Origin of the sequence: Dietzia sp. CH92, assembly GCF_032248695.1 — a bacterium.
Classification (GTDB): domain Bacteria; phylum Actinomycetota; class Actinomycetes; order Mycobacteriales; family Mycobacteriaceae; genus Dietzia.
In genome coordinates this window covers 202,418-220,281 of sequence record NZ_JAVHXC010000007.1, presented here as the reverse complement: position 1 = coordinate 220,281, position 17,864 = coordinate 202,418, and the positions used below count along the sequence as shown (strand labels likewise).

The window sequence follows — 17,864 nt, the reverse complement described above, 5'->3', positions numbered from 1 at the left end:
CTCCCCGCGCCGCCGCCCCGCTCGTGCCGGGCCGCCCCCGCACCCGCGCCGGCGCCCGCACCCGTCCCCCTCGCCGGCGCCCGCACCCGCCGCACGCCGCCCATCGGATTCGCCTACGCCTATGGGCCCCCGAGGGTGGCGCGTCATCGGATAGGCGGCGCGGAGTCCGGAGGTGGGCATAGCGGGGGTTCCGCGAGGGAGCCCCGGCACAGACGACTCCGCCCGCACCTCGTTCAGGTGCGGGCGGAGTCAGGCGGGCGTCCGGGCGGAGGCGTCTAGGTGACCAGCCTCAGCAGCAGCGGGCCGCAGGTCACGCCGAGGCCGACGATCACCGCCAGCGCGATGCTCACCGTGTCGTTCGACCGGCGCAGCACGCGGACCATGGCGACGAGCCCGACGATCACGACGATAGCCAGCGCGAACGCCACCCAGGTGAGGTTGTTCCACAGCAGCTGGAACCCGATGAACAGGGCGGCGCCGGCGACGGCCGAGGCCAGCACCTGCGCGACGAGGATCAGCCACTGCGAGGCCGACGACCGTTCCACGTCGGCTCCGCCCGGGGCGTACTCGCCGTCGCGGCGTCCGTCCGGGTGGTCGGTGGCGCGCTCGTCAGCACCGGCCGGGGTCGTCGCCCCTGCGGTCGACTGCGCGCCGGGCTGCTCTCCCGTTCCGGGCCGGGCGCCGGCCGTGCCCGCGCCCACGGCGGCCGCGGTCATGCCGGCCACGCCCGCTCCCCCGGCGGCCGCCGCGGTCGCCGCGCCGAGGACGCCCTCGCGCTTGTCCGAGTCGGCCGGGGCGGAGTCGTCGGTCTGCTCGGCGGGGGCCTCGGGGGCGCGGTGGGCGGTCGAGCCGCTGCCCGACGGCACGCCCCACTGGGGGGTCTGCTCCGGAGCGGTCGCCGACGTGGGGGCCGCCGCGCCGGCGGCAGCGCCGCCCGCAGTAGCTGCGGCGGTGCCCGCCGCGCCGGGCGCAGCGTCTGTTGCCTTGCTGGGCGCGGTGCCTGCGGGCTTGCCGGCCGGGGCCTCGGCGGCGCTGCCCGCGGAGGCAGCCGGGGCGGCCGGGGTTGCCGGGGTCCCGGTGGCGGACTTCCCGGCCGCGGGCGAGGTGGAGCCCGGGATCACGCCGGTCCAGGGGCTGGAGGGCGCGGACTTGTCGGCAGCGGGCTTGCCGGCGGTGGGCTTGCCGGCCGCCGACTTGTCGGCGGTGGGCTTCTCGGCCTCGGGCTTGCCGGGCGTGGATTCGCTGGCCGCGGTCTTCTCGGAGGTGGGCTTCTCGGCCCCGGGCTTACCGGGCGCGGACTCACTGGCCGCGGGCTTGCCGGCCGCGGGCTTCTCGGCCGCGGACTTGCCGGCGGCGGACGTGCCGGCCGCAGCCGCGGCGGCCCCCGCGGCGGGGACGGCGGGCTGCGGCGTGGTGGCCGTGTCCGTGTCGGCGGACCGGTTCGCGGCAGGGCCCGCACCCGCGGCCCCGACCGCCGTCACGCCGGCATCGCCGACAGTGCCTCCGGGAGCGGAGCCGGCGAGCGGTCCCGCCGCGGGAACGGTGGGCTGATCCCCCGAGACCGGGCGCCCCGCCGGAGCGTCGAGCCCGGACTGCTCCTGGTCCTTACGCTTACGGCCGAACAGCCCGCGCAGGCCCTTCTTCTGCGGCCCCTCGGCGTCACCCGACTCCGCGGACGGTGCCGACGGCCGGCCAGGCGGCGGGGTCGGGGCGCCGGGCATCGACGACGACACCGGCGGCGGCGCGGCCGGCCCCGGCGACTGCGGCGCGGCCGGGATCCGAGTGGTGGGCTGCTGCGAGGCCGGCGGGGTCGTCGCGGACTGCGTCGGGCGCGGTGCGGCGGGACTCGTCGTCGTCGTCGACCCCGGGGTCTTCCCCCCGTCCTTCGCGGCAGGGCCCGCCGATCGCGCACCAGCGTCCGCACCGCCCTTGTCAGCGCCACCGGCGCCGGCCGCTGCAGTACCGGCGGCGTCACCACCCTGGGCGTCACCGGCGGCACCCGCGCCGCCGGTGGCCTCGGCGGCCTCCTCCGCCTCACGCGCCCGACGGCGCGCGGCCCTGCTGCTCAGCACCGTGTCGTCGGTGATGCGCGGGATCTCGCCGGTGAGCTCGGAGACGCTGACGCCCCCCTCCTCGGCACGGCGACGTCGACGCCCGCCCGGCGCGGCCTGCTGCTCTGCGCCCATGCGCTTGAGCAGCTCCGCCACGGTGATCTGCTGGCCTTCAGAATCCTCGGCCATCGTCAGCTCCCCTTCCCGTCGCCGCCCACGTCCCGGTCGAGACGCTGCAGGATCAGCCCCTCTCGCAGGGCCCACGGACAGATTTTCACACTTTCCAAGCCCAACGCACGCATGGACGCCTCCGCCACCAACGCTCCCGCCACCACCTGATGCGAACGATCCGCGCTGATGCCCTCCAACTCTGCCCTGTCCGCGGCCGTCATGCGGGAGATGAACGCGATCACCTGCCGCAGACCCGCCGCCGTGAGGATCCGCTCCACCCGCGGCCCCTCCGACGAGGGCGCCGCCCCCGTCAACCGGGCCAACGTCCGGAACGTCTTGGAGGTCGCGCACGCCAGGTCCGGCTCCCCCGCCGCGCGGATCGCCCGCGCCGGGCCGTCCAGCTCGGCATCGATGTAGTCGCGCAGCTGGTTGATGCGCTTACGCTCCGGCGGATCGGTCTTGAACCAGTCGTGCGTCAACCGGCCCGCACCCAGCTGCAGACTGAACGCCTGCTCCGGCAACTCGTCCTCGCCGGACGTCATCTCCAGCGACCCACCGCCGATGTCGAGGTTAACGATCCGGCCCGCGGACCAGCCGTACCAGCGGCGAGCGGCGAGGAACGTCATCCGCGCCTCGTCCTCCCCGGACAGCACGCGCAGCTCGATGCCGGTCTCCCGCGTGACCTTCTCCAACACCTCGTCCGAGTTCGCCGCGTCACGCACCGCGGACGTGGCCAGCGCCATGACCTCACGGCACTTGGTCGCCCGCGCGAGCTCCGCCGCCTCGTTCACCGCGTCCACGAGCCGCGCGATGCCGGTCTTGGAGATGTTGTTGTCCGCGTCCAGGTACTCGATGAGCCGCAACCGCGTCTTGGAATCGTTCATCGGGGTGGGGTGGCCACCACGGTGGGCGTCGACCACCACGAAGTGGACCGTGTTACTGCCCACGTCCAGGACACCTAATCTCACACGCCCACCCTAAACGGTCTACGGTCGCAGGTTGTGACCGCCACCGACCGCCCCTCGACCCCGGGCACCCCTCTGCCCGAGGTGCCGCTGGACTTCCCCCGCGAGTGGTACACCTTCCCCGACCCCGCGGACGACCGCCACCTCATCTCCGCCGACATGACCTGGCTGCTGTCCTCGTGGACGTGTGTCTTCGGCACGCCCGCCTGCCACGGCATCGAGGCCGACCAGCCCGACTCCGGCTGCTGCACCCACGGGGCGTTCCTCGCCGACGACTCCGACCGCCGACGCCTGCGGGCCAACGTCGCGCTGCTCCGGCCCGAGGAGTGGCAGCACCGCGAGGCCGCCGAGCGCGCGGCGTCCCGGGAGGGAGCCGCCCTCGAGTCGTGGCTCGAGGAGGACGAACTGACCGGGGACGACGGCGAGATGGAGCCCGCTCTCCGGACCCGACGCCTGGGCGGGCGGTGCGTGTTCTTCAACGACGTCGGATGGCCGACCGGGTCGGGCTGCGCCCTGCACCACCTGGCCGCGCGGACGGGGAAGAGCCTTCCCGAGTCCAAGCCCGACGTGTGTTGGCAGCTGCCGATACGGCTCACGCAGGAGCACGAGACCCGCGCCGACGAGGTGGAGATCCTCCACACCCGCGTCGGCGAGTACGACCGCCGTGGCTGGGGCCCCGGAGGACTCGACCTGGACTGGTACTGCACCGGCTCGCCCGAGGCGCACGTCGGTACCGAGCCCGTGTACGTCTCCCTGCGCGACGAGCTGGTCGAGTTGCTCGGCGCCGAGGTCTACGAGGTGCTGGCCGCGGCGTGCGGGCGGCGGCGGCAGCTGGGGATCGTGGCCGTCCACCCGGCGACCGAGCGGGCCGCCGGCGAGGCCTGACGGGAGCCCGCGCCGGGGCCTGCGCGGCCTGACGGGGCGCAACGCAGAAATCCGCTACCCCGGCTCCGGATCCGCTACCCCTGGGCGGGGAGCGGATCCGGACGGAGGGTAGCGGATCGTGGGTGGGTCGGCTCAGGGCTCGAACTTGTAGCCCAGCCCGCGGACGGTCACCAGGTGCACGGGCTTGCCCGGGTCGGTCTCGATCTTCGACCGCAGCCGCTTGACGTGGACGTCGAGGGTCTTGGTGTCGCCCACGTAGTCCGAACCCCACACGCGGTCGATCAGCTGACCCCGCGTGAGGACGCGGCCCGAGTTCCGCAGCAGGTACTCGAGCAGGTCGAACTCCTTGAGGGGCAGCGTGACGGGCTCACCCCGGACCAGCACCGTGTGCCGGTCGATGTCCATCCGCACCGGGCCGGACTCGAGGACGCCGATCTCCTCGACCGGCTCGGCCTCGGCCTCCGCCCCGCGCCGCAGGACCGCCCGGATGCGGGCGATGAGTTCGCGGGCCGAGTAGGGCTTGGTCACGTAGTCGTCGGCGCCCAACTCCAGGCCCACGACCTTGTCGATCTCGCTGTCGCGCGCGGTCACCATGATCACCGGCACGCTCGAGGTCATCCGCAGACGCTTACACACGTCCGTGCCGGACATGCCGGGCAGCATCAGGTCGAGCAGCACGATGTCCGCGCCCTCGGACTCGAAGCTCTCCAGCGCGGTGGGACCGTCCCCCGCCACGCCGACCTCGAACCCCTCCTTGCGGAGCAGGAACGCGAGCGGATCCGCCAACGAATCCTCGTCCTCCACGATCAGCACCCTGGTCACGGCACCTGGTCCTCTCCTTGAGCGATGTTCTCTGTGGCCTGGTCGGCCCGGTCGGTCTGGTCGGTCTGGTCGATCAGCGTGGTCCGGGTTCTCGCGTCCGGTTCCGGCGTCCGGACGGTTTCCGGCTTCCTGGCGNCGGGTTCTCGCGTCCGGTTCCGGCGTCCGGACGGTTTCCGGCTTCCTGGCGGTGTCGCCCTTCGCCGCGGACTCCGGCTTCCTGGCCGTGTCGCCCTTCGCCGCGGACTCCGGCTTCCTGGCCGTGTCGCCCTTCGCCGCGGACTCCGCGACGGGGCCCGGTTCGTCGATCCCCGGTTCCACGTGAGCCGGCAGTTCGAGGGTGAAGGTCGATCCCGTGCCGGGCCGGCTCCACAGTCCCACGGCGCCGTTGTGGTTCTGGGCGACGTGCTTGACGATCGCCAGACCGAGGCCCGTCCCGCCGGTCGCCCGCGAGCGGGCCTTGTCCACACGGAAAAACCGCTCGAAGACGCGGGTCTGGTGCTCGGGCGCGATACCGATGCCGCGGTCGGTGACCCGCAGCATCACGGTGTCGCCGTCGATGCCCCTCGTGATCGACACGGGCGTGCGCTCGGGCGAGTAGTTGATCGCGTTGGAGACGAGATTCGTCAACGCGGTGACGAGCAGTGTCCGGTCGCCCTTCACCTCGAGCCCGGACGGGGCGTCGGTGATGAGTTCGATCCCGGCGGCCTCCGCCGTCGACGCGGATCGGCGCAGGGCCTCGTCCACCACGTCGTCCACGTCCACCGGCTCGGGGTCGCGGATCCGCTCCGCCCCCTGCAGCCGGGACAGCTCGATGAGCTCGGAGACCATCTTGCCCAGCCGCTGGGCCTCGCCGACCACGCGCCCACCGAAGTACTCCACGGAGTCCGGGTCGTCCTTGGACTCCAGCAGCGCCTCGGCGAGCACCGCCATCGCGCCCACCGGGGTCTTGAGCTCGTGGGAGACGTTGGCGACGAAGTCCCGGCGCGCGGCCTCCATGCGGCGCTGCTCGGAATCGTCGTCGGCGAACACCACCACGAACTGCTCGCCGTACTCGCCGAGGATCTCGCTGCGCCCGCTCACCGAGGGGATCCGCCGGCGGCCGGTGAGGATCTTGGCGGGCAGGTCGAACGGCGAGGGCTCCCCGGTGAGGAACGTGCGCTGGGCGGCCGACCACACGGGATCCACGAGCAGCCGATCGTCGACGATGCCGAGGTCCGCTGCGCGACGGTTGTAGAGCACCACGTCCTGGTGGCGGTCCACTACGGCCAGCGCGTAGGGCGCCTGCAGGTAGACGCCCTGCAGCACCTCCAACCGGCTCGGCCCCGCCTGCTCGGCGCGGCGACGCTCGTTGCGCCGGTTGATCAGCGGAACGACGAAGCCGCCCACGATGAAGCCGATGACCCCGGCGACGATCGCGAGGAAGATCCCCAGACTGACCTGCACGGCTCCGATCCTACGGTGCCCCGTCCCGCCGCCCGAATCGACGAACCCCCGTCCACCGGCGGGAAGTCCGCAGGTGGACGGGGGTTCACGGCGTGTTCACCGGGCCTTCATCTACACCCGGCCGAGGGGCGCAGCCGGGCCGAGGAGCGGAGCCGACGGTCCGTCGTGGTCCCGGGGGCACAGCCGACGATCGTCGTGGTCCGGGGGGCGGAGGCGCCGACCCCGAAGCCGGAGTCGGCCGACGCCTCAGACCGGGTCGGTCACTTACCGCCCTGGTTGGCGACCGCGGCCGCACCGGCGGCGGCGGCCTCCGGGTCCAGGTACGTCCCGCCCGGGTTGGCGACCAGCCCGGCCTCGTCGAACCGGTACACCAGCGGGATGCCGGTCGGGATGTTCAGCTCCGCGATATCCTCGTCCGAGATGCCGTCGAGGTGCTTGACCAGCGCGCGCAGCGAGTTACCGTGCGCGGCCACCATGACCGTCTTGCCCTCCGCGAGCTTGGGGGCGATCTCCGCCGCGTAGTACGGGATGAACCGGTCCACCACGTCCTTGAGGCACTCGGTCAGCGGCACCTCCGGCAGGTCGGCGTAACGCACGTCGGACGTCTGCGAGTACTGGTTGTCCGCGTCGATCGCCGGCGGCGGCGTGTCGTAGCTGCGGCGCCACAGCATAAACTGCTCGTCGCCGAACTCCTCCTTGATCTCCGCCTTGTTCAGCCCCTGCAGCTTGCCGTAGTGGCGCTCGTTGAGCTTCCAGTGCCGGATGACCGGCACCCAGTGACGATCGCACGCGTCCAGCGCGATGTTCGCCGTGGTGATCGCACGCCGCAGCAGCGAGGTGTACAGCACGTCGGGCAGGATCCCCGCCTCCGCGAGGAGCGTGCCACCGCGGACCGCCTCCTCTCGTCCCAGATCGGTGAGGTCGACGTCGACCCAGCCCGTGAACTGGTTGGACGCGTTCCACTGGGACTGCCCGTGACGCAGGAGGACGAGTGTTCCGTAAGCCATACGCTCATTATGACCTGCCGCCCGAGGACTACGGTGCAGACATGACCACACACGCCGGAGCCGACACCCCCGACCACCCCGACCGGCCGTGGACCGTGCACTACACCCCCGGCACCACGCACGACCTCGACTACGGCACCACCACCCTCGTCGACCAGTTCGACTCGGCCGTCACCGCCCACGCCGACCGGCCCGCCACCGAGTTCTTCGGCCGCCTCACCAGCTACTCGGACCTCGCCAGCCGCGTCCGTCGCGCCGCCGAGGGCCTGCGCCGCCTCGGCGTCCGGCCCGGCGACCGCGTCGCCGTGCTCCTGCCCAACTGCCCGCAGGGCGTCGCCGTCTTCTACGCGGCCCTGCGCATCGGCGCGATCGTCGTGGAGCACAACCCCCTATACACCGCCGACGAACTCGAAGGGCCCTTCACCGACCACGAAGCGAAGGTCGTCGTGACGTGGAACGTCGTCGCCGACATCGTCCGCGACCTCGCGGACCGCCCCGGCACCCGGATCGAGCACGTCCTCGCCGTCGACCTCCTCGACGCCTTCCCCACCGCCAAGCGACTCGCCCTGCGACACCTACCCGTGCCCGCGTTGCGCGCCTCCCGAGCCAAGCTCAGCCGACCCGCCCCGGGCACCCTCGACTGGGCCGACCTCGAGACCGGCCCCGAACTCGACTTCTCCCACCCGCGGCCCGCGGCCTCGGACCCCGCCCTCATCCTCTACACCTCCGGCACCACCGGAACCCCCAAGGGCGCGACGCTCACCCACGCCAACCTCGTCGCCAACGGCACGATGGGACGCGCGTGGGTCCCCGACCTCGAGCCCGGCCGCGAACGCTTCCTGGCCTCCCTGCCCATGTTCCACGCCTACGGGGTCACGATGTGCGTGGTGTTCGGCATCTCCCAGGGCGCCCGGCTGCAACTCGTGCCGACCCCCGACATGGACCTCGTCATGCCGATCTTCGCCAAGAACCCGCCGACCTTCATCCCCGCCGTCCCGCCGATCTACACCCGCATCCTCGAGGAGGCCGCCACGCGCAAGATCTCCCTGCAGGGCGTGCGGTTCTCGTTCTCCGGCGCGATGAGCCTGCCCGCCGACCTCATCGAGAAGTGGGAGTCCGCCACCGGAGGCCTGCTGGTGGAGGGCTACGGGATGACCGAGACCTCCCCCATCATCGTGGGCAACCCCATGTCGACGGCCAGGCGGGCCGGCGCGATCGGCGTGCCCTTCCCCGACACCGACATCCGGATCGCCGACCAGGACGACCCCGCCCGCGACGTCCCCGCCGGCGAACCCGGTGAACTGCTGGTCAAGGGGCCGCAGGTGTTCGCCGGGTACTGGAACAACCCCGAGGCCACCGCCGCGACCTTCCACGACGGCTGGCTGCGCACCGGCGACATCGTGGTGCAGGACCCCGACGGCTTCCTCCGCGTGGTCGACCGCATCAAGGAGATGATCGTCACCGGCGGGTTCAACGTCTACCCGTCCGAGGTCGAGGCGGTTCTGCGTACCGGGCCGGGCGTGGCGGACTGCGCCGTGGTGGGTCGGCCCGCCGGCGACGGGGGCGAGAAGGTCGTCGCCGCCGTGGTCACGGAGCCCGGCGCGACGCTCGACGTCGACGCGGTCCGCGCACACTGCCGGGCATCCCTGGCCGGGTACAAGGTGCCGCGCGAGTTCATCGAGGTCGACGACCTGGCCCGCAACCCGATGGGCAAGGTCCTGCGCAAGAAGGTCGCCGAACAGCTCGCCCAGTCGCGTTGAGTCACTCTGTCGGGGACTTCGCCTAACGCGGCTGGGAAAGCGCTGCGCGCAGCGACTCCACGGCGGCGGGTGCGGCAGCGCGGCGGGTGCGGCGGGAGTCGACCGGCGCCTACTCCGGCTGGGGCAGGTCCTCGGTGAGGTGCCGGAAGGCCTCGAGGTTGCGCAGCGGCTCACCGCGCGAGACCCGCCACTCCCACTCCCGGCGGATCGAGGTGTGGAAGCCCGTCTCGAGGATGATGTTGAAGTCGTGATCGGCCGCCTCGAGCACCTGACCCAGTACGCGGTCGAGCTCCTCCTCGGTCACCGCGACCAGAGGCAGCCGGCCCACGAGGTAGATGTCGCCGTTGTTGTCCAGCGTGTACGCCACCTGGTACAGCCGCCGATTGCGGCGCAGCAGGTACTTGTAGACCTTCTCGAAGTCCTCGTCCGGATTGCGGCACACGAACGCCTCGACGCGCACGCTCTCCTTGTTCACCGTGAGATGGCAGGCGGTCTTGAGGCGCTTCTCCCCCGGCAGTTGCACGACGAAGGTGTGGCCGTCGGCCAGCGTGGACTCGATCTCGCGCTCCACGAGGAACGCGCGGATCCGCTCCACGGTGGGCTGGTCGAAGTCGGGCTCGCGGGTCTCGTCGCTCATGATGTGACTCCTTCGGCGGTGGGGCGGTTCGCCCTTCTGTCTACTCGAACGACGCCCACCGGGGATTCGATGCCCGCACAGCGGCGGATGGGGCCCGCCCACACGCCGCGACCGGGGCCGGCGCCGCCGCTGGCGGCCGACGCTCCTCGGCATGGCGTCCGGCCTGCGCATCGGTCGGGGCGAGACGCCATCGAGACGAGCGGCTGCGGAAAGACGACGGCCGCCGCGGCGGGCGCGGCGGGACGACGCCCGGTCAGGACGCCGCGGCCTCCGCACGCCGGGCCCGGTAGGCGGCCATCGTGCCGGCATACGACGCCAGCAACCCGTCCGCCGTCGAATCCCAGCTGAACCCGGAGGCGTGGACCGGGGCGGCCCGCGACATCGACAGGCGCAGCTCGTCGTCGTCCAACAAACCCGACAACACACCCGCCCACCGGCGCGGATCGTGCCCGTCCACGGTGAGCCCGGTCCGGCCGTTAGCGACCGCCGTCGGCAGCCCGCCCACCGCAGCGGCGACCACGGGCGTCCCGCACGCCTGCGCCTCGAGCGCGACGAGCCCGAACGACTCCGAGTACGACGGCACCGCCACGACGTCCGCGGCGCGGTACACGTCCACCAACTCGGACGGCGGCCGCGGCGCGAGGAAACTCACCCGGTCGGCCACCCCCAGCTCCTCGGCCAGCTCGACCAGTGACTGCGGCCGGTCCAACCCGGTGCCGCTCGGCCCGCCCACCACGAGCAACCGCACGTCACGATGCGGCTGCGTGCGGACGATCTCCGCGAGCGCACGCACGATGACATCAGGGGCCTTGAGCGGCTGGATCCGGCCGACGAACGCGATGACCTCGGTACGCTGCGCCAGGCCCAGCGCGCGGCGGGCCCGCTCGGTCCCCCGCTGCGTACCGGGCGTGTACTGCTCGAGATCCGCGCCGGGCGAGACGACGTCGATGTCCGCCGGGTCCGCGTCGTAGAAACGCACGAGTTCGTCACGTTCCCCGACGGTGTTGACGACCAGGCGGTGCGCGGCGTCCACTATCTGCTGCTCACCGATGCGGCGCGACTCGGGCTCGGGGGTGTCGCCGGCGGCGAGCACGGCGTTCTTCACCTCCGCCAACGTGTGCGCGGTGTGCACCAGCGGCACACCCCAGTGCTCGGACGCAACCAGTCCGGCCTGGCCCGAGAGCCAGTAGTGCGAGTGGATGAGGTCGTAGTGGCCCGGCGCGTGACCGGCCTCGGCGCGCATCACCCCGGCGACGAACGGGCACAGCTGCGTGGGCAGGTCCTCCTTGCGCAGACCCTCGAACGGCCCCGCGACGATGTTGCGGACCAGGACACCGTCGCCGGCCTCCTCCACGGGCGGCTGCGACGAATGCGTGGCCCGGGTGAAGATCTCGACCTCCACACCACGGCGGGCCAACCGGCGAGCGGTCTGCAGCACGTACACATTGAGTCCACCCGCGTCCCCGGTGCCCGGCTGGGCCAGCGGCGAGGTGTGGAAGGACAACACGGCGATGCGTCGGGGCAACGGATGCGCGACGCCGCGGTCGAGCTCGGAGACGGTCACCCGTCCGATTGTGCCCCCGCCCGCGCGGGCGTGCACGTCGGCCGGGTGACCTGCGGGTGGGGTCCGCCGGGGTCTGCTCAGAGGCCGGCGGCGAAGGCGTCGAGTTCGGCGAGGAACCGCGGCGTCTCCTCCAGGAACGGGGCGTGGGCCGACTCGGCGAACTCCACATAGCGGCCGCCGGGGATCATCTCCGCGTTGGCCCGCCCCGCCGAGGGCAGCACGACCCCGTCGTGGGCGCCGTGGATGACCAGGGCGGGGACGGTCAGGGCCCGGAGGGCCTCGTCATTGTCCACCCGGCGGGTGAGCAGCGCCTGCCGGACCGCCGGCGGTGTGGACAGCGACAGCCCGAGGATCCGCTGCCCGTCCGCGCCGGCGCCGTTGACCATCATCGCCCTGCCGAAACCGGTGAACGCCTCCAGTGCGCGGGCGGGCTTCTCGTCGAACGCCCCGCCCGAGGTGACCTCCTTCATCGCGGGGCCGATCGCGCCACCCGCCGAGCGTGACAGCGAGGTGACGGCCCCGCACAGGACGATCCCGGCCACGCGGCCCTCCCCGCGGGCGGCCAGGTAGTCCGACACGACGACCCCACCGTACGACCAGCCGAGCAGGACCGCCCCCGCGCCGTCGCCGATGCCCTCGGCGTCCAGGACCGCCTCGACGTCATCCGCCCACTGCTGCGGCGAGTCATAGCCCCCGCCCGGGACGTCGGAGTGACCGTGCCCGCGCAGATCGACCGCCACCACCCGGAACCGCTGCGCCAGCTCCCCCAGCAGGTCGGCGCCCCAGCTCGAACTGGACTGCGCCCAGCCGTGGATCAGCACGAGCGGCCGCGCGGCCGGGTCCCCGAGCACGCGATAGGCGATGGTCGTGCCGTCGGAGGACACGGCCGAGGCGACCGACTGCGCGGCGCCGGGCCGGTCCGTGGCGTAGGCCCTGCCCGGGGCGGGTTGGCCGTGGGCGGGCTGGCCGGAGAGTGCGTCGGTGGTGGCGGGGGTCGCGTCGGAGCTCATACGGCTCATCGTGCCAGCCGCGGGCAGCGCGGGCCTTGAATGCAGCGCAACCGGCGGCTCGATACAGGACCCGCGCGCCGCCCCCGGCGGTTACCGTGGGGAGATGGCAGTCACCAGCACCGCGACCGACCCGGACGTGGTCGTCCGGACCTTCTTCGACGCCCTCGTGTCGGGCTCGACCGCTACCGCCGCGGACCTGCTCACCGACGACGTCTGGTGGGCCAACGTCGGCCTGCCGACCATGCGCGGCAAGCGCGCGGTCGTGGGCGCACTGTCCGCCATGGACCGGAGCATCGACTTCGGCGTGGACATCCACCACCTCGCCGTGTCGGCCCCCGCGGACCCCACCGACCCGCAGGCCCCCGTCGTGGTGCTCACCGAACGCACCGACTACCTGGGCGTCGGCCCGCTGCGGGTGGGGTTCTGGGTGTGCGGGCGCCTCGAGGTCCGCGATGGCCGGGTGTGCGGCTGGCAGGACTACTTCTCCAAGGCCGACATGGCCAGGGGCGCGGTGCGCGGGCTCGTCGGGATGATCACCGGCCGGGGCCGCTAGACCTCGTCGTCGTCGTCGACCTCGGGGCCGCTAGACCTCGTCGTCGCCGCCGCGGCGACTCTCCCCGTCGGCTCCGTCGCCGCCGCCCTCGTCCCCGCGGTAACACACGAGGTGCCACATGTTGTTGCCGTGCTTGCGGCGATAGTCGAGCTCGTCGAGCGCGGCCAGCGCGATCGCCAGGCCGCGACCCCGGTCGGCGAACACGTCCGGCATCTCCACGCCCCGCAGGTTCACCCGCGCCGGGGTGCCGTCGTCGCTGAACCGCGCCTCCAGCCGCTGCGGGGTGGCCGTGAGCTCGAAGCGCAGTCCGACCGGTCCGCCGTCACCGGCGTGCTCGATGACGTTCGCGGCGATCTCCGCCACCGCCACCTCGAACCGCATGCGGGTGTCCTCGTCGACGTCCTCGGCCGCGCTCATCTCCCCCACCAGGTCGAGGATCCGGTCGAGGGTGCCCTCGTCCGTGGTGGCGGACAGCTCCCACCGCGCCCCGTCAGCCATCGAAGGCGTCCTCGGCGGAGCCGTACGCGGTGAGGACCTTGTCCAGTTTGGTGAGCTTCAGGACGCGGCGGACCTGCTCGGTGGGCGCGGCGATGCGCAGATCACCACCGGCCTGACGGGCGGCCTTGAGCCCGCTGATCAGCGCGCCCAGGCCCGACGAGTCGATGAACTCGGTCTCCGCCAGATCCACCACGAGTCGCCGCGCGCCGCCGTCCACGAGTCCGCGCAGCTGCTCGCGCAGTCGGGGCGCGGCGACCATGTTCAACCGGCCGGTCGGCTGCACGACCACGGTCTCGCCGATCAGTCGGGTGTCAAAGGCGGTCATTCTTCTCCTTCACGTCGCGGCCCCCGATAGCGCGCGGCCTGCACGACCACCGAGAGGATGAACAGATCGAACACCACCCACACCAGATTGGCCACCACTCCCAGCACCGAGATGGCGCCGAAGTACAGCCGCACGACGCCGATCACGGCGGCCACCACGAGGAGCGCCATGACCGCCAGCTGTGGGCGGAAGAGGTACCACGGGACGGAGTCCTCCCCCTGGCGGGTCTTGGGCGTCACCGCGAAGTCCAGCGGCCTGCCGAACCACACGTTGCGCACCGCCGTCCACACTGCCGCAATCCACACGGGGAAGAGCGCCAGACTGTACTGCTGCCCCCGCCAGGTGGGGGTGCCGCGGCCCACCACGAAGAACAACAGCTGGCTGAGGATGAGGAACGGGATGAGGCGGGCGAAGAAGTCCACACTCCAGGCCTGCACCGGCAGCACGCCGAACACCAGATAGATCACCGGCGCGGCGAAGTACACCAGCGCGGCGAACCCCGAGAGATAACTCCACATGGTGGACCAGTACATGAGCCGCTGCGCCAGGGTCAGACCCTTCTGGACCAGCGGGTTCTCCCGCAACATCACCTGGATGGTGCCCTGCGCCCACCGCAGTCGCTGGGTGAGCATGGTCTTGGGATCCTCGGGCGCGAGTCCGTAGGCGAGCACCTCGTGGTGGTAGGCCGTCCGCCAGCCGGCGGCGTGCAGGCGCATCGCCGTGGCCATGTCCTCGGTCACCGAGATGGTCGCCAACGCCTGCGTGGGCTCGGCCTCGTCGGCCCGGTCCACGTCGACGGCGCTGATGAGGGCCCGCACCGACTCGATCGCGCCCAGCGGCGACCACTCGCGGTCGGCCAGGTCGTCGAGCACCGCCTCGTCGAGGATCACCGTCTCGGACGCGTGCTCGTCGAGGGCGGCGATCGCGTCCAGGTCGGCCCGGATGGCGCCGAGGTCGGCGTCGACGACCGTGCGGGCCGCGGCGTCGACCTCCTGCTGGAACCGGTAGGTGACCTCGGCCAGCGGCCGCCCCGCGCGCAGGTCGGCGCGGGCGGCCCGCACGGCCCGCCGCACGGACCCCAGCGCGGCGGCCACCTCGGGCTGCCCGGCCGGCACCGACCGCTGGGCGCGCCGCACCACCCGGTCGGCGGTCCGCAGGGCGCGCGCGACCCCGTCCTCGACCGCGGTGACGTACCCGGTGATGCCCAGTTGCATGAGCGCCTCGCGCCGCAGGACGGCGTTGGAGCCGCAGAAGAACGCGGAGTTCCACCCGTCCTTGCCCTGCTGGATGGGCCCGTAGAACAGGGGAGCCTGGCTGCCGAGCGGGTCGGAGTCGGGGACGTTGACGAAGTACTGCGGGGTCTGGACCAACGCCATGCCCTCGTCGGAGAAGTAGCCGAGCGTGCGGTCGAGGATCTCGGGCTCGGGCACCTGGTCGGCGTCGAGGATGAGGAGGAACTCGCCGTCGGTGTGCAGCAACGCGTTGATGAGGTTGCCGGCCTTGGCGTGGCGGGGCTTGCCCGCCCAGCTGGCGGCACGGGTGAGGTAGTCGATCCCGCGTTCGCGGGCGGCGTCGGCGAGCTCGGTGCGGGCGCCGTCGTCGAGGATCCACGTCCGGTGCGGGTACCGGATGCGCTGCGCGGCCTCGGCGGTGCGGAGGACCAGGTCGATCGGTTCGTTGTAGGTGGTGATGAAGACGTCGACGGTCAGTCCGTCCGGCGCCGGGGGCGGAGGGGGACGACGACGAAGTCGCCACATCGTGAAAGCGAACAACAGCGAGTCGATCAGACTGTACGTCTCGGCGAGGACCAGCGGCACGGCGATCCACCAGGCGTCCCAGTTGATCGAGAACAGCCACCGCCACACGATGTAGTTCATCCCGACGATGACCGTGAGCACGATGAGCAGGCGCAGGTACGGCGACGGGTACTCCCTGCGCGGCACCGGTGGCGCCGGGGTCACGGCGGTCACGCGTCCTCCCGGCGGACGGCCACCACGGTGACGTCGTCGAGCGGGGGCAGCCCCGCCGCCAGTGCGTGGGCGGCCTCGGTGAGGGCGGACGGGCACTCGTGCGCCGCGACGAAGTGTCGCAGCGCGGTGCGGTCGCTGACCTCGTCGAGCAGGTCCAGAAGCCCGTCCGAGCAGATGACCAGCATGTCACCGGGGTGCAGCTCCTCGGTGGCCGATTCCCACTCCGTCCCGGGCAGGATCCCGATCGGGGGCCCACCGCCGGTGAGGGAGTCCACCCGCCCGTCGGCGCGGCGGATCATCGCCAGGCCGTGGCCGGCGTCGACGTAGTTGATCCGCCCGGTCCCCAGGTCGATGGTCGCCACCAGGGTGGTGACGAACGTCTCGGTGTGCTCGAAGTCCTGCTCGAGGTGGGCGGCGGCCATCCTCACGACCTCGCTCGTGTCCGGGATCCCCGCCTCCGTCCGGGCCTCGAGCAGGTAGCGCGCGGACCCGCGGACGGAGGCCCGGACGGCCGAGGCGACGATCGCCGCGCCGAGCCCCTTGCCCATCACGTCGGCGACGGTGAGCCCGAGCGTGTCGCCCAGGAGGAAGTGGTCGTAGAAGTCCCCTCCCACGGTGAAGGCGGGCAGGCAGACGGCGGAGACCCGGTACCCCTCGGGGCCCTCGAGGGGGCGGGGCAGCATCCGTCGCTGGATCTCGGCGGCCTTATCAATCTCGTCGGTGCGCTCCAGTTCGCGCTGCGCCCACTCGGCGAGCTCGACGAACGTCTCGAACTCGTCCTCGTCGAGGTGCCGCGGCTCGAAGTCGTAGAGGCAGAACGTCCCCACGGGGTGTCCCGAGGGCCCGTACAGCGGGTATCCGGCGTAGAAGCGGATCCCACCCTCACCGCCGATGCCGGGGATCTCCGCGAACTCGGGGTCGGCCGCCGCGTCCGGGATGACCAGCGCGGGGTCATCGGGGCGTCGGTAGGCGCGCGCGATGGTGGTGCGGCACACGGTCTTCTCTCGCGGCACCTCTGTCAGGTCGAGCCCCTCGATGGCCTTCATCCACTGCCGACCCTCGTCCATGAGTGACAGGGACGCGGCCGGCACACCCAGCACCCGCCGGGCCATGCGGGTCACCTGGTCGAAGCGGTCCTCGGGGACGGTGTCGAGGAGACCGAGCCTGTCGACGTCCCGGGCCCGCCGGGCCTCCACATCGGCGGGGATACTCCACGGGTGGCCGGTCATCGCGCCCTGTGCTCTCTACTCATCGCGTCCGCGGCCGCGGTCGCGGACGCAGGGGAACTGGCCAGGCGCCAGTCGGTCTCCTTGAGGTGGTCGAACCAGACGAACGCCGACACCTCCTCACGGGAGTCAAGGTAGTCGACCAGATCCCCGATCCACTGCGCCTTGGACCCGCCGGCCTCGGCGCTGGCCACCTCGGTGACGGCCACGGGGAGTCCCGGTGCGATGCGGCCCACCTCCTCCAGTGTCCGGTCGAACAGTTCCACCGGCGACTGCCAGCGGCTCCACTCCCGGGTGGTCCCCCAGTTGTATCCGTCGACTCCGACGACGTCCACGTATCCGGCGCCGGGGAAGAGCGGCCCGATCGGACTGCTCCCGGGGTGCGGCACGTTGACCGTCCACACCCACTTGACGTTGTGCGCCGCCTTGACCCGGAACAACTCGTGCACGTGCCGCCACGCCGCCACGTAGGTCTCCGGCGACGTCCCACCCGCGGGACTCCACGGGTACCAGTCCCCGTTCGGTTCGTGGGCGAACCGCAGGTACACGGTGCCGCCCCAGTCCCGCAGTTCGTCCGCCCACCTGTAGAGGTGGTCGTCGTGCACGCCGGCGGCGATCTGCTCCATGGGGAACGCGTCACGGTCGTAGCGGTCCGGCCCGAGCGCACGCCAGGGCTCCCAGGTGACGACGGGTTCGGCGCCGCGGGCGCGCACCGTCTCGAGGGCGCCGATCGGAGGTGGGGAGGCGAAGTCGACGAACCACATCTCGACCTCCGGGGGCCGCCCCACCGTGCCGACGACCGCGCGGTGTTCGACAGTGGCGTCGGGGCCTCCGGGCGTGCTCACGCCGAACCGCGGGCACACGTCGCCCGCCGTGGTCAGCGGCGCCTCGGCCACGTCGCACTCCCTTCCCTGTCCGCACGCGGCGCACACGGACAGTGCCAGTACCGCACCGAGCATCACCGTCATCACGCGCAT

General features: G+C 72.4%; 15 protein-coding genes and 1 pseudogene. 3 read left to right on the top strand and 13 right to left on the bottom strand.

Annotation, left to right across the window (positions count from 1 at the left end; translation table 11 throughout):
• Nucleotides 1–275 precede the first annotated feature (275 nt).
• Both RWK90_RS14980 and RWK90_RS14975 read right to left on the bottom strand, forming a co-directional pair.
• Nucleotides 276–2,240, bottom strand: a complete 1,965-nt coding sequence (locus RWK90_RS14980) for a hypothetical protein (protein ID WP_314038416.1) — start codon at nt 2,238–2,240, stop codon at nt 276–278.
• Between the two features lie 2 nt (nt 2,241–2,242).
• Complete coding sequence (locus RWK90_RS14975; RefSeq protein WP_314038415.1) at nt 2,243–3,190, bottom strand: Ppx/GppA phosphatase family protein; 948 nt, start codon at nt 3,188–3,190, stop codon at nt 2,243–2,245.
• Nucleotides 3,191–3,223: 33 nt separating this feature from the next.
• Between RWK90_RS14975 and RWK90_RS14970 the strand changes: the two genes are divergently transcribed.
• Nucleotides 3,224–4,072: a hypothetical protein gene (locus tag RWK90_RS14970; protein ID WP_314038414.1), complete on the top strand. Its 849-nt coding sequence runs from the start codon at nt 3,224–3,226 to the stop codon at nt 4,070–4,072.
• Between the two features lie 132 nt (nt 4,073–4,204).
• Here RWK90_RS14970 and RWK90_RS14965 read toward each other — a convergent pair whose 3' ends face one another.
• From RWK90_RS14965 to RWK90_RS14955, 3 genes and pseudogenes are all read right to left on the bottom strand, one after another.
• Nucleotides 4,205–4,894 (bottom strand): response regulator transcription factor, encoded by a 690-nt coding sequence (locus RWK90_RS14965; protein ID WP_314038413.1) that lies wholly within the window; start codon nt 4,892–4,894, stop codon nt 4,205–4,207.
• 318 nt (nt 4,895–5,212) lie between these two features.
• Nucleotides 5,213–6,337, bottom strand: a pseudogene (locus RWK90_RS14960) (sensor histidine kinase); the annotation flags it as partial.
• A gap of 260 nt (nt 6,338–6,597) precedes the next feature.
• Nucleotides 6,598–7,344 (bottom strand): phosphoglyceromutase, encoded by a 747-nt coding sequence (locus tag RWK90_RS14955; RefSeq protein WP_314038412.1) that lies wholly within the window; start codon nt 7,342–7,344, stop codon nt 6,598–6,600.
• Between the two features lie 41 nt (nt 7,345–7,385).
• Between RWK90_RS14955 and RWK90_RS14950 the strand changes: the two genes are divergently transcribed.
• Nucleotides 7,386–9,104 carry a long-chain-fatty-acid--CoA ligase gene (locus tag RWK90_RS14950; RefSeq protein WP_314038411.1) on the top strand — a complete coding sequence of 573 codons (1,719 nt, stop codon included), beginning with the start codon at nt 7,386–7,388 and terminating at the stop codon, nt 9,102–9,104.
• 109 nt (nt 9,105–9,213) lie between these two features.
• On the opposite strand, the gene RWK90_RS14945 is transcribed toward RWK90_RS14950, so the two are convergent.
• The 3 genes from RWK90_RS14945 to RWK90_RS14935 all read right to left on the bottom strand — a co-directional run bounded on the left by RWK90_RS14945 (nt 9,214) and on the right by RWK90_RS14935 (nt 12,315).
• Nucleotides 9,214–9,741 carry a YbjN domain-containing protein gene (locus RWK90_RS14945; RefSeq protein ID WP_314038410.1) on the bottom strand — a complete coding sequence of 176 codons (528 nt, stop codon included), beginning with the start codon at nt 9,739–9,741 and terminating at the stop codon, nt 9,214–9,216.
• A gap of 253 nt (nt 9,742–9,994) precedes the next feature.
• A complete protein-coding gene (gene mshA / locus RWK90_RS14940) occupies nt 9,995–11,305 on the bottom strand; it encodes a D-inositol-3-phosphate glycosyltransferase (protein ID WP_314038409.1) in 1,311 nt (436 codons plus the stop codon).
• Between the two features lie 77 nt (nt 11,306–11,382).
• On the bottom strand, nt 11,383–12,315 hold the full coding sequence (locus RWK90_RS14935; protein ID WP_314038408.1) for an alpha/beta hydrolase: 933 nt from the start codon (nt 12,313–12,315) through the stop codon (nt 11,383–11,385).
• A gap of 103 nt (nt 12,316–12,418) precedes the next feature.
• Here RWK90_RS14935 and RWK90_RS14930 point away from each other — a divergent pair, with 103 nt between their 5' ends.
• Nucleotides 12,419–12,868, top strand: a complete 450-nt coding sequence (locus RWK90_RS14930; RefSeq protein WP_314038407.1) for a limonene-1,2-epoxide hydrolase family protein — start codon at nt 12,419–12,421, stop codon at nt 12,866–12,868.
• A gap of 30 nt (nt 12,869–12,898) precedes the next feature.
• Here the strand turns inward: RWK90_RS14930 and RWK90_RS14925 are convergent, their stop codons facing one another.
• Genes RWK90_RS14925 through RWK90_RS14905 form a run of 5 tightly spaced genes read right to left on the bottom strand, consistent with a single transcriptional unit; the run spans nt 12,899 to nt 17,864 of the window.
• Nucleotides 12,899–13,366: an ATP-binding protein gene (locus RWK90_RS14925; RefSeq protein ID WP_314038406.1), complete on the bottom strand. Its 468-nt coding sequence runs from the start codon at nt 13,364–13,366 to the stop codon at nt 12,899–12,901.
• On the bottom strand, nt 13,359–13,691 hold the full coding sequence (locus RWK90_RS14920; protein ID WP_314038405.1) for an STAS domain-containing protein: 333 nt from the start codon (nt 13,689–13,691) through the stop codon (nt 13,359–13,361). Before RWK90_RS14920 ends, RWK90_RS14925 begins: the two co-directional genes overlap by 8 nt.
• Nucleotides 13,688–15,661: a glycosyltransferase family 2 protein gene (locus RWK90_RS14915; RefSeq protein ID WP_314038404.1), complete on the bottom strand. Its 1,974-nt coding sequence runs from the start codon at nt 15,659–15,661 to the stop codon at nt 13,688–13,690. The genes RWK90_RS14920 and RWK90_RS14915 overlap by 4 nt, the downstream gene beginning before the upstream one ends.
• Nucleotides 15,658–16,890, bottom strand: a complete 1,233-nt coding sequence (locus tag RWK90_RS14910; protein WP_314038403.1) for a SpoIIE family protein phosphatase — start codon at nt 16,888–16,890, stop codon at nt 15,658–15,660. Before RWK90_RS14910 ends, RWK90_RS14915 begins: the two co-directional genes overlap by 4 nt.
• Nucleotides 16,887–17,864 (bottom strand): glycosyl hydrolase, encoded by a 978-nt coding sequence (locus tag RWK90_RS14905; RefSeq protein ID WP_314038402.1) that lies wholly within the window; start codon nt 17,862–17,864, stop codon nt 16,887–16,889. The genes RWK90_RS14910 and RWK90_RS14905 overlap by 4 nt, the downstream gene beginning before the upstream one ends.